The sequence below is a fragment of the Mesorhizobium sp. P170090 genome, assembly GCF_057786115.1.
Window position 1 is genome coordinate 1,180,769 of record NZ_JBYNWH010000001.1, and the last position, 13,558, is coordinate 1,194,326.

The window sequence follows — 13,558 nt, forward strand, 5'->3', positions numbered from 1 at the left end:
GGCTGGGGGCCTTGCCGCCGGAGCTCCACTCCGGGTCAGGCCTTTGGCTCCAGCTTCCGACCAAGGTCCACCGCGTCGCGCAGCACTTGCAGATGCGAGCGCGGCGCGGTGCCCGCCGGCAGGGCGATTTCGACGCCGTTTGCCGTCGATGACCAATAAAGCGTGTGGGTGAAGATACGGCCAAGTGAGCTGCGAAGCTCGATCTGGATGTTCTCCACACCGGGGCCGAAGTTTTCCGTCATCGGACCGGAAATCGGATCGCCTGTCGCCCAGCCATTGCCGCGGTCGTAGACGTTCGTCCAGCGCGTTGCCGCAAACACCGCGCCATGATGCACCGCGCGCTGCGCCTTGCCTTGGCTGTGTCCTTCCCGGTAAAGCACGGTGCCGCCGGGGCGCCCGTCATCGGCAATCGGCGGGCAAGCCGAGAACAGGCGCTCGGCAAGGCCACGCCTGAATTCCGCGAGATTGTAGGTCACCAGGAATTCGCTGTGGGAGAGCGGACTGCCAAGCGTGACGAAATCGCTGATCTTCCAGGGCAGCGGGTGGTCGGCGTCCTTGGTCCGAAGCTGCTGGTAGAGCGCCCATTGGCCGCGCCGGAACCCGGCGAGGTCTTCAAGATTGTTTGGCCACGCTGACCCATCAGAGCCGAGCGTTGCCTTGTCGATGGCCTCGACCGCCGCCAGTTTGGCCTTGTCGCGGACCGCTTCCAGCCTTCGCGGCCGGAACTCGGCCCACAGGATCTGCAGCAAATCATAGGCGATGATCGACCCAAGGCTGTGCGAGACCAGCACGATGCGGTCGTAAGCATCGTCCTTCATCAGCGTCTTGAGCAACGTCAGGCCTCTGTCGCGGATCAGCGCACGCTTCTCGATCGTCGCCGCCTCGGCGCGCACATAAGCGGCGACGTCACCGAAATAGGGCAGGGCGAACTGATCCACCGCCCAGATGACAAAAGAAGCGAGGGTGGTGATCATCAGGCCGGTCGTCAAGGTAACGGCCTGTTGCCAGACCGATGTTGCCAGCACGAGTGCTGCGCCCAGAATGACGATAACGATCAGAAGTGTGGCGACGTAAAGCTTGCGGGCGTCGAGCGGAATGTCGGCGGGCTTGCGCCACAACAGGTTCGTCACCCAGGCGGCCAGCCGGCCGCGCGTCGTGCCTTGCGTGATGTCGGCCCAATAAAGCTCGTAGAAATCGGTACGGCGGCCATCGACGTCGTAGGGCGTGGTGATGCGGCGCAGCTCGTGTGACTTGGTCCGGCTGTCGGGCGTGATCCAGCTCTGGTTGATCGTGGCGCCGGAAACGGCCGGATCGGGAATCTGGGCGTAGGGTGGAGCACGGGTGGGATCGCTGCTCCAGACCGCCTGGACGAATCCCCTCAGCGTACCCATCGGCCGCTGCTCGCCCATGCCGTGCACGATCACCACCGCCTGGCCGGGCTGCGCCTTTTTGTAAGCCAGCGATGCGACAGTCTTGGGCATCAGCGTCTCCGTTGACGACATCCGACGGCGGGATCGCTCATGCTACCCCCGGCTCACCGAGCCAACAATACACGGCAGCCCATGTGGAACTCCGTGAACCAATCCACAGTTTCGCAGTTGTGCCTCGGGCCGCGCGGAAAATAGTTCCGTTCCCGGCAAGCAAATCATTTCATTGCCCTTCGGAACGGAAATCGCTCAGGAACATTGTGACGACATCGATCAATTTCTCGCAGGGAGGCTCTTTATGGGACGCGGTATTTTGCTCTGGTTGCTCGGTATTCCGATCCCGATCATCATTCTCATCATGCTGTTCGTACGGTAGGAGGCGTCGATGCAGTCCACCGTATCGGCTGTCGACGTATCCGCCTCAACGGAATCCTCCGCCCCGGCCGTCAGCTGGGGTCCGATCATCGCCGGCGCCTTCGCGGCCTCGACGCTGACCTTCATCCTCATGCTGCTCGGTTCGGGGCTGGGGCTGACCATGGTCTCGCCGTGGTCCGGCGCCAGTGCCTCGCTGACCACCTTCGCGGTGTCCGGCGCCATCTGGCTCATCATCGTGCAATGGCTGTCCTCCGGGGTCGGTGGCTATCTTGCCGGACGCCTGCGCACCAAATGGGTCGGCATCCACACCGACGAGGTCTATTTCCGTGACACCGCGCACGGCCTCCTCGCCTGGGCGCTGGCGACATTGCTGGTCGTCGGCATTCTCGGGTCGGCGCTGTCGGCAGTGCTTGGTTCAGGCGTGCAGGCGGCTTCTACTGTTGCCTCAGGCGCCGCCATGGGTGCTTCGGCCGGCGCGTCCGCCAATGCCGGCAGCGCACCGGCCGACAATGCAACGTCCTATCTCGTGGATACGCTGTTCCGTCCGGCTGATGCCGCCAGGCTCGCGGCGGCCAATCCGGACAGCGATGCGGCTGCGGCCGGGCAGGCTTCGCGCATCCTCATCGCCAGTGCGGCGGCAGGCGAAGTTTCGGCTGACGACAAGACCTATCTGTCGCAGCTGGTCGCCGCCCGCACCGGGCTTTCCGAGGCCGACGCCAAGGCGCGTGTCGACGCCCTGGTGGCCAGGGTCGAGGACGCCAAGGTCAAGGCAAAGCAGGCCGCCGACGCCGCGCGGAAAGGCAGCGCCACCTTCGCCCTGCTTGGCGCCCTGTCGCTGGTTATCGGCGCCTTCATCGCCAGCGCTGCGGCAGCACTGGGCGGCAGGCAGCGCGACGACGAGGAAGCGGTTTTCCTGACCAGCCGCTAACCGGTCTTCAACATAGAAAAGTCCGGTCGAACCGGGCTTTTTGTTTCCGATGATGGACCGACAACCTTCCAGTGGAAGGTTGCGGCGGGGTCAGTGATCCATGGCCTTGACGATTTCCTCGGTCATCTTCTTGGCGTCGCCGAGCAGCATCATGGTGCCGTCCTTGTAGAACAGCGTGTTGTCGATGCCGGCGTAGCCCGAGCCGAGCGAGCGCTTGACGAACAGGCAGGTGCGGGCCTTGTCGACGTCGAGGATCGGCATACCGTAGATCGGCGACGACTTGTCGTCGCGGGCGGACGGATTGGTGACGTCATTGGCGCCGATGACATAGGCGACATCGGCCTGCGCGAACTCGGAGTTGATGTCTTCCAGTTCGAACACTTCGTCATAGGGAACATTGGCTTCGGCGAGCAGCACGTTCATGTGGCCGGGCATGCGGCCGGCCACGGGGTGGATGGCGTATTTGACATCCACGCCATTGGCCTTGAGCTTGTCGGCCATTTCGCGCAGCGCGTGCTGGGCCTGGGCGACCGCCATGCCGTAGCCCGGCACGATGATGACCTTCTGTGCGTTCATCATCAGATAGGCAGCGTCGTCGGCCGAGCCCTGCTTGACCGTGCGTTCGATGCCGTCATCGGCAACCGCCACGGTCTCGCCGCCGAAGCCGCCGAGGATGACCGAGATGAACGACCGGTTCATGCCCTTGCACATGATGTAGGACAGGATGGCGCCGGACGAGCCGACCAGCGCGCCGGTGATGATCAACGCCAGATTGCCAAGCGTGAAGCCGAGTGCCGCGGCGGCCCAGCCGGAATAGGAATTCAGCATCGAGACGACGACCGGCATGTCGGCGCCGCCGATCGGGATGATCAAGAGGACGCCGAGCGCCAGCGAAGCCGCGACGATCAGCCAGAACACCAGCTTGGCCTCGGTGGTGACCAGAAGCACGATCAGCACGATCAGCGCGATGCCGAGGACCGCGTTGATGATGTGACGGCCGCCGATCATGATCGGCTTGCCCGACATGCGGCCATCGAGCTTGAGGAAGGCGATGACGGAGCCGGTGAAGGTGATGGCGCCGATGGCAACGCCAAGGCTCATCTCGATCAACGCCTGGGCGTGGATGTCGCCATTCGTGCCGATGCCGAAACTTTCCGGCGCGTAGATGGCGGCTGCCGCTACCATGACGGCGGCAAGGCCGACCAGCGAGTGGAAGGCGGCGACCAGCTGCGGCATCGAAGTCATGGCGATGCGGCGCGCTGTAACGGCGCCGACGCCGCCGCCGATGGCCAGACCAAGCACGATCAGGCCGAAGCGCCCGGCGGACGGAGTCGCCAGCGCCAGCGTGGTGGCAATGGCAATGCCCATGCCGATCATGCCGTAGAGATTGCCTTGGCGGCTGGTGGTCGGATGCGACAGGCCGCGCAGCGCCATGATGAACAGGACGCCGGAGACCAGGTAGAGGAAGGACGCGAAGTTGGCGTTCATGGCTCTCTACCGGTCCTTCTTCTTGTACATGGCCAGCATGCGCTGGGTGACCAGGAAGCCGCCAAAGATGTTGACCGAGACCAGCATCAGCGCGACGAAGCCGAAGCCGGTGGCAATGCCGGAGGCCGAGATGCCGACGGCCAGCAGCGCGCCGACGACGATGACCGAGGAGATGGCGTTGGTGACCGCCATCAGCGGCGTGTGCAGCGCCGGCGTCACCGACCAGACGACGTAGTATCCGACGAATATCGCAAGTACGAAGATGGCGAAGCGGAAGACGAAGGGATCGATGGCGCCGCCGGACAGTGCGTGCGCGGCATCGCCCGCCGCATCGGCGCCACCGGGCGCGTTGGCCAGGTTCTGCACAGCCAGCCGGACGGCGGCACTTGCCTGGTCGAGCTGATCGAGGGCTTTCTGCAAGGTCTGATCCATCACGCGATCCCCTTCGGCTTGGCGGCGGACTTGCCGGCAGTGGCTTTGTCGGACGCCTTTTTCGGTGCAGCCTTCTTCGGCGTGGCATCAGCCACCATGGTCTCCGCCGGAATGGCCGCCGGTTCGACATGGGGCTGTTCCGCCGCCTTGGCGAAGGCCGGATGCACCACGCGGCCAGCGTCGGTCAGCATCGTCGCCTTGACCAGATCGTCTTCGCGGTTGATGGCGAGCGTCTTGCTGGTCTTGTCGACCAGCGTCTCGAGGAAGGCGAACAGGTTCCTGGCGTAGAGCAGCGAGGCCGATGCGGCGACGCGGCCGGGCACGTTGAGGTGGCCGACGATTTTCACGCCATTGGCCGTGGTCACCACCTGGCCTGCAACTGCGCCTTCGACATTGCCGCCGCGCTCGACGGCGAGGTCGACGATCACCGAGCCCGGCTTCATCGAGGCGACCATCGCCGCCGACACCAGCTTCGGCGCCGGACGGCCGGGGATCAGCGCCGTGGTGATGACGATGTCCTGCTTGGCGATGTGCTCAGCGGTGAGCGCTGCCTGCTTGGCCTGGTACTCCTTCGACATTTCCTTGGCGTAGCCGCCGGCGGTCTCGGCCGCCTTGAACTCCTCGTCCTCGACGGCGAGGAACTTTGCGCCGAGCGACGCCACCTGTTCCTTGGCGGCGGGACGAACGTCGGTGGCGGTGACGACGGCGCCGAGACGGCGCGCCGTGGCGATCGCCTGCAGGCCGGCAACGCCGACGCCCATGATGAAGATCTTCGCCGCCGGCACGGTGCCGGCCGCCGTCATCATCATCGGCAGCGCGCGGTCATACTCCGATGCGCCGTCGATCACGGCCTGGTAGCCGGCGAGATTGGCCTGCGACGACAGCACGTCCATCGACTGGGCGCGGGTGATGCGCGGCATGAATTCCATCGAGAAGGCGGTGACCCCAGCCTCGGCAAGCGCCGCGACCGCGGCGTCATTGCCGTAGGGATCCATGATGGCGATGACCGCCGCACCCGATTTGTAGCCCTTCAGCTCGGCGTCGATCGGCCGGCGCACCTTCAGCACCACATCCGCCCGGCTCGCATCCGAAGCCTTGCCGATCGCGGCGCCCGCCTTGGCGAACTCCTCATCTGGAATGCGCGACCTGGTGCCGGCGCCTGTCTCGACGGTGACGTCGAAGCCCAGCGCCGCCAGCCGCTTCACGGTATCGGGCGAGGCCGCCACACGAGGCTCGCTGGCATCGAGCTCGCGAGGGATGAAAACCGTCTGTCCCACCGCATGATCCTTTCGGCTGGAACCTGTTTGCGCAAGAGTGCGGCTTTGCGAAAGAGTGCGGCCGGATGTCCGGCTACACCCCCTGGCAAGGGTCTGAAGAGACTATCGGAGAATGAAGGCGCCGAGGGCGAGGATCAGCACGAACAGGATGGTCGCGGAGAAGAAGCCGCCTGCGAAGAAGCCGAAAGCCATGGCCAGGAGCAGGGCGCCGCAGAACAGCGAGCCGTATTTGGCCAGCGCCAGAAAGCCATGATAGGTGCGGTCATGTTCGGCATAGTCCATCTTCGCGCCCAGTTCGACAGGACCGGTCGGCGTGTGATCAGCCATAGGAATACCCCTTCGAAGACATCTTTGAGGCACATAGCGAAAAGCCGGGCCAAGAGCAATGGCGCTATTGCCGCACGACCAGTGACAACAGCCTCAAAGGAATGTTGAAAGCCGGCAGTAGGGCTTGTCGCCGGCCTAACGTCGAACGTTGAGGGTTTTGCGTTTCAACCGGCTAAATGCGGAAACAGCCCGAGCAGCCCAATGACGATCAGATAGAGCGCGACGATGTAGTTGAGCAGCCGCGGCATCACCAGGATCAGCACGCCGGCAATCAGCGAGATCAGCGGGGTCAGTGCTAGCTCGGGAATATGCATGTCGGTTCCTTTCTATGGCCGCATCGGGGTCGTGACGTCCAGAACGCCGAAGCGGCCGGAAAGCTCCTCGCACCGGGCGCTAAAGTGCGCCGGCTTTGCCGACATTACGCTGCTTCGCGAAAATATTTGGCGGTGGGCAGGATGGTCAGCGGCGCGAGCTCGCCGGCCGGCGCCTTGGCAAACAGCATACGCCGCTCCAGCGCCGTCGACTGGAAGAAGGGAAAGCGCTCCAGCGTCGGGGCCATGTTCTGCTCGCAGATCGATTCATAGAAGAAGATCGGCATGGTGAAGGGCGGGTAGAGGCGCGGCTCGCCGACCTGCACCGATCCGAAGATGCGATGGTAGAAGGCCGTGTGCTCCTCGCGGATCATCGAAATGCAGCTGGTGGCGTTGAAGAAGGTGTTGGCGATAACCGCGAGCCGCAGCGTGACATAGGGCAGGGCGCGGTTGGCCGACGACATTTGCGGATCGATCGCCAACCGGCTCGGGTCGATGAAGGTTTCACCGCGCGCCAGCCGCAGCAGCAGCCGGTCGCCGAAAACGGTCATGATCGGCGCTTCGGGGGTCTCACGGGTCAAATGGTGGAGCCTGACGGTGCTGACCAGCTCGCCATCCATGAAGACGCCGAAACAGTAGCAATTGCGCACTTCGTCAAGGTGATCGACGAGCTTCTGTTCGGTAATGGTGTCAAGCAGGCCGTGTGTATGAAAGGCCTTGTAGCGCAGCCGGTAGACCGCTTCGAGATCCTCGCCGCTTTCGCAGCGCCGGTATTCGACACGCTCGAGGACGTCGAGGACGTTGCGGGCGAACAGGGAAGGCGGGCCAGATTTGACTGCCGCACCCGAAAGCACACCTGACTGATGCGTGTCCATTACTTCCCCTCGTACCGCCGCAGGAGAACAATACCGGACGACCGAAGGAACAAGAAGATGAAACTCTAATCGTCTGTGTTTACCGATCATTAACCTTAACAATCAGTTAACGTCTAGACAATACAACGCTTTTTAGACGGGCTTTTCAAGCGCAATTTAATGACGGGTCAGGGCGTGGCGAGTTTTGCCGCCGGCCGCAGCTCGGCGGCGAAAGGCCAGGTCACGTTGGACATGGTCTCAATGCCCGAGGCACTGAGTGCTGCGCCAAACAGGAAGCCCTGGACGAGGTCCGGCTTGACCGAATGCACCAGGATCTTCAGCTGTTCGAAGGTTTCCACACCTTCGATGGTGACGGTCAGCCCGAGCACGCGAGTCAGGTCGACGATGCCCTTCAACAAGTCGAGCGAACGCTTGTTCTGGGTCACGTCCATCAGGAACGAACGGTCGATCTTGATCTTGTCGAGCGGCAGCTTGTGGAGGTAGCTCAGGCTTGAATAGCCGGTGCCGAAATCGTCGAGCGCAATGCGCACGCCAAGCTGCTTCAGTTCCTCGATATACTGGCGCGTCAGCGATTTGTCGTCGAGCAGCGCGGTTTCGGTGACTTCGATCTCGAGGCGGCCAGCGGCGAGCCCCGAAGTGGCAAGCGCGTCGCGAACCTTCTGGACGACGTCGCGGTTGCGGAAATCCTTGGCCGAAAGGTTGACCGAGACGCTGGTCTGGCCCGGCCATTTGGCGCATTCGGCGCAGGCAGCCGCGAGCACGAAGGTGCTGATCTCGGAGATGATGCCCATTTCTTCGGCCAGCGGAATGAAGATGCTGGGCGAAACCGGCCCGAGATCGGGATGATCCCAGCGGCACAGGGCCTCGCAGCTGGCGATGCGCATGGTGTTCATCGCCACGATCGGCTGATAGACCACCCGCAGCGCCTTGCCTTCGACCGCCGTGCGCAGGTCGGCCTTCATCAGCTGGCGGTTGCGGAACGCCGCATCCATCGCCGCCTCGAACAGCCGCCAGTTGTTCTTGCCGAGTTCCTTGGCCTTGTAGAGCGCCAGATCGGCCTTGACGATCATGGCGTCGACATCGGTGTCGTCGACCCTGGACAGCACGGCGCCCGCGCTTGCCTGGATGCGCAGACCGTGGCCTGCGACGTCGACCTCGCCCTGCAGATCGGCAAAGATCTGGTCGAGCAGGCCCGTCAGATGGCTTTCATCCTCGACGCGGTCGAAGAAGATCATGAACTCGTCGCCGCCGAAACGGCTGACATTGACGCCTTGCCCGGCGACGGCCGCCAGCCGCTCGGCAACGGCATAGATAAGTCCGTCGCCGACCGGATGGCCGAGGGTGTCGTTGACGCTCTTGAAATCGTCGAGATCGAGCACCGCCAGGGCGCACAGGCGGTCGCGGCTGCCCGACGCCATGGCTTCACCGACCAGCTCATGGAAATACGCGCGGTTCGGCAGGCCGGTAAGGCTGTCATAGCGCGCCATGAAGCGGATTTTTTCCTCAGCCTCGACGCGGGCGGTGACGTCCTCGAAGGTGATGACACCGAGATCCTGATTGCCTTCGCGGGCCGAGAACTCATAGTGCTGGCCATTGGAGAAGGAGACCAGCACCTTGCGGTCGCGGCCCTCGCGCAAGGCGCGCGTCAGCTGCGCTTCGACATAACGACAGTCTTTCGGCGCCAGCATGCCTCCGGCGACGCCGCGCAGGAGCAGCGAATGGATCGACCGCCCGAGCAGTTGGTCAGGCGAGCGCAGCGACATCAGATGCGCGGCTTCGGCATTGCCGACCACGACCTTGCCGTCGGGGCCGAGCATGACCAGGCCATGCGACATGGTGTTGAGCGCGCGGTTGAAGCGCTCGGCGAGCCTGGCGGCCGTCTTGCGCTCCGAAATGGCGTTGAACAGCACGGTGCGGACGTGGCTGGCCATCCGGGTGATGATGAAGATGAACGGCACGATGTAGAGGCCGAGGATGAAATCGCCGAGATGTCCCTTGAGCATCAGCCCGACCGCGATCGGCAGCACGACCGTGAAGGCCTGCACCGCAACCATGGTCTTGGAGCCGTAATTGCGGCCGACAATGGTCACCGTCGAGCCCATTATGACGGCGATGGCGGCGCTTTCCCCGAAGACATCGGGAATGAGATAGATTGAGGTGAAGCAGAAAAGCCCCATGAAGAAAGCCTGGATGGTGCCGCCAACCAGGTAGTAGCGTTCCCACTTCTTGGCTTGTTCATAAGTTTCGAAACTGCCTATGCGCAGGCCTTTGCGGATGCCGTAGTAACGGTAAAGCCCCGCCCCAAGCATAAGCCCGGCCAATGCAAGATAGGCCGGATGCCCCGAGGTAAAATAAACCAGAATGCCGATGAGGCCATGGCAAAATGCGCCAATCAGCAGGATCCCGGGATCGTTGAACAACGATCGCACGAACCCAGCATAGACGTCCTCACCTATCTCTGCGGCTTTGTTTTCTTGCATGGCCTGCGGTGTCGCACGAACCGCAGTCATGTCACATTCGCCTTAAGAAAGGTTTAGAGATGCCGTTTCGACGCTTGGCGTCAAGTCGGCTCCACCGGCGTAAACCGCGAAAATTCGTGTTCAGGTAAACAAGGCGTATCGATCACTCGGCGGCCTGAAGTTCAGGCCGCGCCGGCGTGTTGGCCAGCCGCTCGACAAGCCTTGTGCGCTCGCCCTCGGCCTTTTCGGCGCTGCCCTGCCTCACATGGCCGTAGCCGCGAATGAGCGCCGGCACCGAGGCAAGGGCGATGGCGGCCTCGATCCTGCCTGGCGCAAGTGCTTTGGCGACAAGCTCCAGATCGGCCTCATAGCCGGCCAGAAGCTGCCGCTCCATGCGCCGCTCAGTGCTGTAGCCGAACACGTCGAAGGCCGTGCCGCGCAGGCCTTTCAGCGCCGCCAGCAGGCGAAATCCCTTCATCATCCACGGGCCGAAGCTCGATTTCCTCGGCTTGCCGTCATTGCCGCGCCTGCCCATGATCGGCGGCGCCAGATGAAATTCGAGCTTTTCGTAGCTCTGGAACTGTTTTGAGAGCTCCATAGCGAAGGAGCCGTCGGTGTAGAGCCGCGCCACCTCATATTCGTCCTTGATCGCCATCAGCTTGAACAGGTTTCTGGCGGCGGCCTCGGTCACCGCGGTCGAGCCAGGCACGGCCTTGGCCTCGGCAGCACGCAAAACCGCCAGCTTCTCGGCGTAGCGCCTGCCATAGGCGGCATTCTGATAGGCAGAGAGGAAAGCGACGCGGCGGGCGATGATATCGTCCAGCGTCTTGGCGATCTCAGTGGCCTTGCCCGGCTGGGCGACCAGGCCGCGCACAAACTCCGGCTGATGCGCGGCGCGCCGGCCCCAGCGGAAGGCGGCGATGTTCATCGCCACCGCCTCGCCGTTCAATTCGATTGCTTTTTCAACGGCTTGCGCCGACAGCGGCAGCCCGCCATGCTGGAAGGCGAAGCCGAGCATGAACATGTTGGCGCCGAGCGAATTGCCGAACAATTGGGTGGCGGTGCCCGTCGCGTCGAAGAAATGCGTCTTGTCGTCGCCAGCGGCAGCGCGGATCGCCTTCTTCAGGCGCTCGATGGGCAGCGAGAAATCGGCCGAGCGGGCGAACTCGCCAGGCATGATCTCGGCGGTGTTGGCAAGGAAGATGGTATGGCCTTCGTGCACCGCGCCAAGCACCTTCTTGGCGCCGGACACGACAAGGTCGCAGCCGAGTACCAGGTCGGCCTTGCCGGCCGAAACGCGGATCGCGTGGATGTCGTCCGGCGTGCGGGCGATGCGGACATGAGTGAACACCGAACCGCCCTTCTGGGCGAGGCCGGCCATGTCGATCATGCCGCAGCCCTTGTCCTCGAGATGGGCGGCCATACCGAGCACAGCACCTATGGTGACGACGCCGGTGCCGCCGACGCCGTCGATGATCGCCGCCCAACCCTCGCTACCGAGCGGGAATTCGGCTGGCACCGGCACGCCGTCAAGCGGGTCGGAGCGCCCGGCAATGCCTTCGGCCTTCCTGATCTTGGCGCCGTGCACGGTGACGAAGGACGGGCAGAAGCCGTTGACGCAGGAGAAGTCCTTGTTGCAGCTCGACTGGTCTATTCTGCGCTTGCGGCCGAACTCGGTTTCGACCGGCTGGATCGAGACGCAGTTCGATTGCACCCCGCAATCGCCGCAGCCCTCGCAGACCAGTTCGTTGATGAAGACCCGCTTGTCGGGATCCGGGAAGGTGCCGCGCTTGCGGCGGCGGCGCTTTTCGGCGGCGCAGGTCTGGTCGTAGAGCAGCACCGAGACGCCCTTGACGTCGCGCAGCTCGCGCTGAACGAGGTCGAGGTCGTCGCGGTGGTGGATGGTGGCGCCGAAGGGGAATTCGGCCTTCCCCGCATATTTGTCCGGCTCGTCGGTGACGATGGCGATGCGCTCGACGCCTTCGGCGCGCACCTGCCTGGCGATCATGTCGACAGTCAGGCCGCCCTCATGCGGCTGGCCGCCGGTCATGGCGACGGCGTCGTTGTAGAGGATCTTGTAGGTGATGTTGGCATCGGTCGACAGCGCGAAGCGGATCGCCAGCGTGCCGGAGTGATTGTAGGTCCCGTCGCCGAGATTCTGGAAAATGTGGCCGCGCTTGGAGAATGGCGCCTGGCCGACCCATTGTGCGCCCTCGCCGCCCATGGCGGTGAAGCCGACCGTGTTGCGGTCCATCCACAGCGCCATGAAATGGCAGCCGATACCGGCGGCGGCGATCGAGCCGTCCGGCACCTTGGTCGAGGAATTGTGCGGGCAGCCGGAGCAGAAGAACGGCGTGCGCGAACCGATATCGCTGGTGTCGGCAAGCATCGCCTGGAACTGGCGCAGCTTTGCCACCTTTGCAGTGATCTCTTCCGAAGGGCCGATTGTGCGCAGGATGCGCTCGCCCAGCGCAATGGCGATCTCGTTGGGGTCGAGCGCGCCCTTGGCCGGGAACAGCCAGTCGCCGCGCTCGTCCTTCTTGCCGACGATCATCGGCTGGGTGGCGGTGCCGTAGAGGTTTTCGCGCAGTTGCACCTCGATCAGCGAGCGCTTCTCCTCGACGACGACGATGGTGTCGAGGCCGCGGGCGAATTCGGCGATATGCTGCAGGTCGAGCGGCCATGGGCAACCGACCTTGAACAGGCGGATGCCGATGCGGCCGGCGGCGGCCTCGTCGATGCCGATGTCTTCCAGCGCCTGGCGGACATCGAGATAGCTCTTGCCGAGCGTGATGATACCGAGCTTCGGCGCGCGGCCGCCCGAATAGACGATGCGGTTCAGGCCGTTGGCATGGATGAAGGCGGATGCAGCGGCGCGCTTGTATTCATGCAGCCGCTCCTCCTGGCCGAGCATGTCGATCTCATCGCGGATGTTGAGGCCGCCGGGCGGCATATCGAACTCCGGCACGACGATGTTCAGGCGCTCGAGCGCGGCATCGACGGAGGCCGTGGATTCGATGTTGTCCTTGACGCATTTGATAGCCGCCCAGGTGCCGGCGAAGCGCGACATGGCAAAGCCGTAGAGGCCGTAGTCGATGATCTCCTGAACGCCGGCCGGGTTGAGGATCGGCACCATGGTGTCGACGAACAGGAATTCGGTGGCGTGCGCATTGGTCGATGATTCGGCCATATGGTCGTCGCCCATCAGCGCAAGCACGCCGCCATACTTCGACGATCCCGCGAGGTTGGCGTGGCGGAAAACGTCGCCGGAGCGGTCGACGCCCGGTCCCTTGCCGTACCAGACCGAAAACACCCCGTCATGCTTGCCTTCGCCCATTAATTCCGTCTGCTGAGAGCCCCAGCAGGCGGTGGCGGCAAGCTCCTCGTTGAGGCCGGGCTGGAAGACGATGTCGGCCTGCGCCAGCTGCTTTTTCGCCCGCCACAGCTGCATGTCGAGGCCGCCGAGCGGCGAGCCGCGATAACCGGACACGAAGCCGGCCGTGTTGAGGCCGGCCCGGCGGTCGCGCTCGCGTTGCATCAAAAGCATGCGGATGACCGCCTGTGCGCCGGACAGGAAGATGCGCTCCTTGCCAAGATCGAACTTGTCGTCGAGCGCGACGTCGTGCAGCGTCATCAGGCATTTCCTCTGCGGAGACAGC

The 13,558-nt window shown here is 63.7% G+C and carries 10 protein-coding genes; 1 reads left to right on the forward strand and 9 read right to left on the reverse strand.

Features of this window, described 5'->3' with window-relative positions:
- Positions 1-35: 35 nt before the first annotated feature.
- Complete coding sequence (locus AC3EML_RS05920) at positions 36-1,481, reverse strand: hypothetical protein (protein ID WP_352520585.1); 1,446 nt, start codon at positions 1,479-1,481, stop codon at positions 36-38.
- 331 nt (positions 1,482-1,812) lie between these two features.
- On the opposite strand from AC3EML_RS05920, the gene AC3EML_RS05925 reads away from it, so the two are divergent.
- Positions 1,813-2,730: a membrane protein gene (locus tag AC3EML_RS05925; RefSeq protein ID WP_023700421.1), complete on the forward strand. Its 918-nt coding sequence runs from the start codon at positions 1,813-1,815 to the stop codon at positions 2,728-2,730.
- A 90-nt stretch (positions 2,731-2,820) separates the two neighbouring features.
- Here the strand turns inward: AC3EML_RS05925 and AC3EML_RS05930 are convergent, their stop codons facing one another.
- The 8 genes from AC3EML_RS05930 to AC3EML_RS05965 form a co-directional block, all read right to left on the reverse strand.
- Positions 2,821-4,218: an NAD(P)(+) transhydrogenase (Re/Si-specific) subunit beta gene (locus AC3EML_RS05930; protein WP_352520584.1), complete on the reverse strand. Its 1,398-nt coding sequence runs from the start codon at positions 4,216-4,218 to the stop codon at positions 2,821-2,823.
- A gap of 6 nt (positions 4,219-4,224) precedes the next feature.
- Complete coding sequence (locus tag AC3EML_RS05935) at positions 4,225-4,650, reverse strand: proton-translocating transhydrogenase family protein (RefSeq protein ID WP_032885960.1); 426 nt, start codon at positions 4,648-4,650, stop codon at positions 4,225-4,227.
- Entirely contained in the window at positions 4,650-5,927 is a 1,278-nt protein-coding gene (locus AC3EML_RS05940; RefSeq protein WP_352500072.1) for a Re/Si-specific NAD(P)(+) transhydrogenase subunit alpha, read from the reverse strand. Before AC3EML_RS05940 ends, AC3EML_RS05935 begins: the two co-directional genes overlap by 1 nt.
- 102 nt (positions 5,928-6,029) lie before the next feature.
- Positions 6,030-6,254 carry an aa3-type cytochrome c oxidase subunit IV gene (locus AC3EML_RS05945; RefSeq protein ID WP_023671340.1) on the reverse strand — a complete coding sequence of 75 codons (225 nt, stop codon included), beginning with the start codon at positions 6,252-6,254 and terminating at the stop codon, positions 6,030-6,032.
- 164 nt (positions 6,255-6,418) lie between these two features.
- On the reverse strand, positions 6,419-6,568 hold the full coding sequence (locus AC3EML_RS05950) for a DUF3096 domain-containing protein (protein ID WP_023671341.1): 150 nt from the start codon (positions 6,566-6,568) through the stop codon (positions 6,419-6,421).
- A gap of 104 nt (positions 6,569-6,672) precedes the next feature.
- The gene (locus tag AC3EML_RS05955; RefSeq protein WP_023671342.1) at positions 6,673-7,440 is read right to left on the reverse strand and encodes an N-acyl amino acid synthase FeeM domain-containing protein; all 768 of its coding nucleotides are present in this window, start codon (positions 7,438-7,440) and stop codon (positions 6,673-6,675) included.
- A gap of 167 nt (positions 7,441-7,607) precedes the next feature.
- Entirely contained in the window at positions 7,608-9,920 is a 2,313-nt protein-coding gene (locus AC3EML_RS05960) for a putative bifunctional diguanylate cyclase/phosphodiesterase (RefSeq protein WP_352500132.1), read from the reverse strand.
- Between the two features lie 142 nt (positions 9,921-10,062).
- Positions 10,063-13,533 carry an indolepyruvate ferredoxin oxidoreductase family protein gene (locus AC3EML_RS05965; RefSeq protein ID WP_352520583.1) on the reverse strand — a complete coding sequence of 1,157 codons (3,471 nt, stop codon included), beginning with the start codon at positions 13,531-13,533 and terminating at the stop codon, positions 10,063-10,065.
- Positions 13,534-13,558: the final 25 nt, after the last annotated feature.

Excerpts from the sequence above, each read along its gene's own strand:
- AC3EML_RS05920 (WP_352520585.1), bottom strand. The coding sequence starts at position 1,481 with ATGCCCAAGACTGTCGCATCGCTGGCTTACAAAAAGGCGCAGCCCGGC.
- AC3EML_RS05925 (WP_023700421.1), top strand. The coding sequence starts at position 1,813 with ATGCAGTCCACCGTATCGGCTGTCGACGTATCCGCCTCAACGGAATCC.
- AC3EML_RS05930 (WP_352520584.1), bottom strand. The coding sequence starts at position 4,218 with ATGAACGCCAACTTCGCGTCCTTCCTCTACCTGGTCTCCGGCGTCCTG.
- AC3EML_RS05935 (WP_032885960.1), bottom strand. The coding sequence starts at position 4,650 with ATGGATCAGACCTTGCAGAAAGCCCTCGATCAGCTCGACCAGGCAAGT.
- AC3EML_RS05945 (WP_023671340.1), bottom strand. The coding sequence starts at position 6,254 with ATGGCTGATCACACGCCGACCGGTCCTGTCGAACTGGGCGCGAAGATG.
- AC3EML_RS05950 (WP_023671341.1), bottom strand. The coding sequence starts at position 6,568 with ATGCATATTCCCGAGCTAGCACTGACCCCGCTGATCTCGCTGATTGCC.
- AC3EML_RS05955 (WP_023671342.1), bottom strand. The coding sequence starts at position 7,440 with ATGGACACGCATCAGTCAGGTGTGCTTTCGGGTGCGGCAGTCAAATCT.
- AC3EML_RS05960 (WP_352500132.1), bottom strand. The coding sequence starts at position 9,920 with ATGCAAGAAAACAAAGCCGCAGAGATAGGTGAGGACGTCTATGCTGGG.
- AC3EML_RS05965 (WP_352520583.1), bottom strand. The coding sequence starts at position 13,533 with ATGACGCTGCACGACGTCGCGCTCGACGACAAGTTCGATCTTGGCAAG.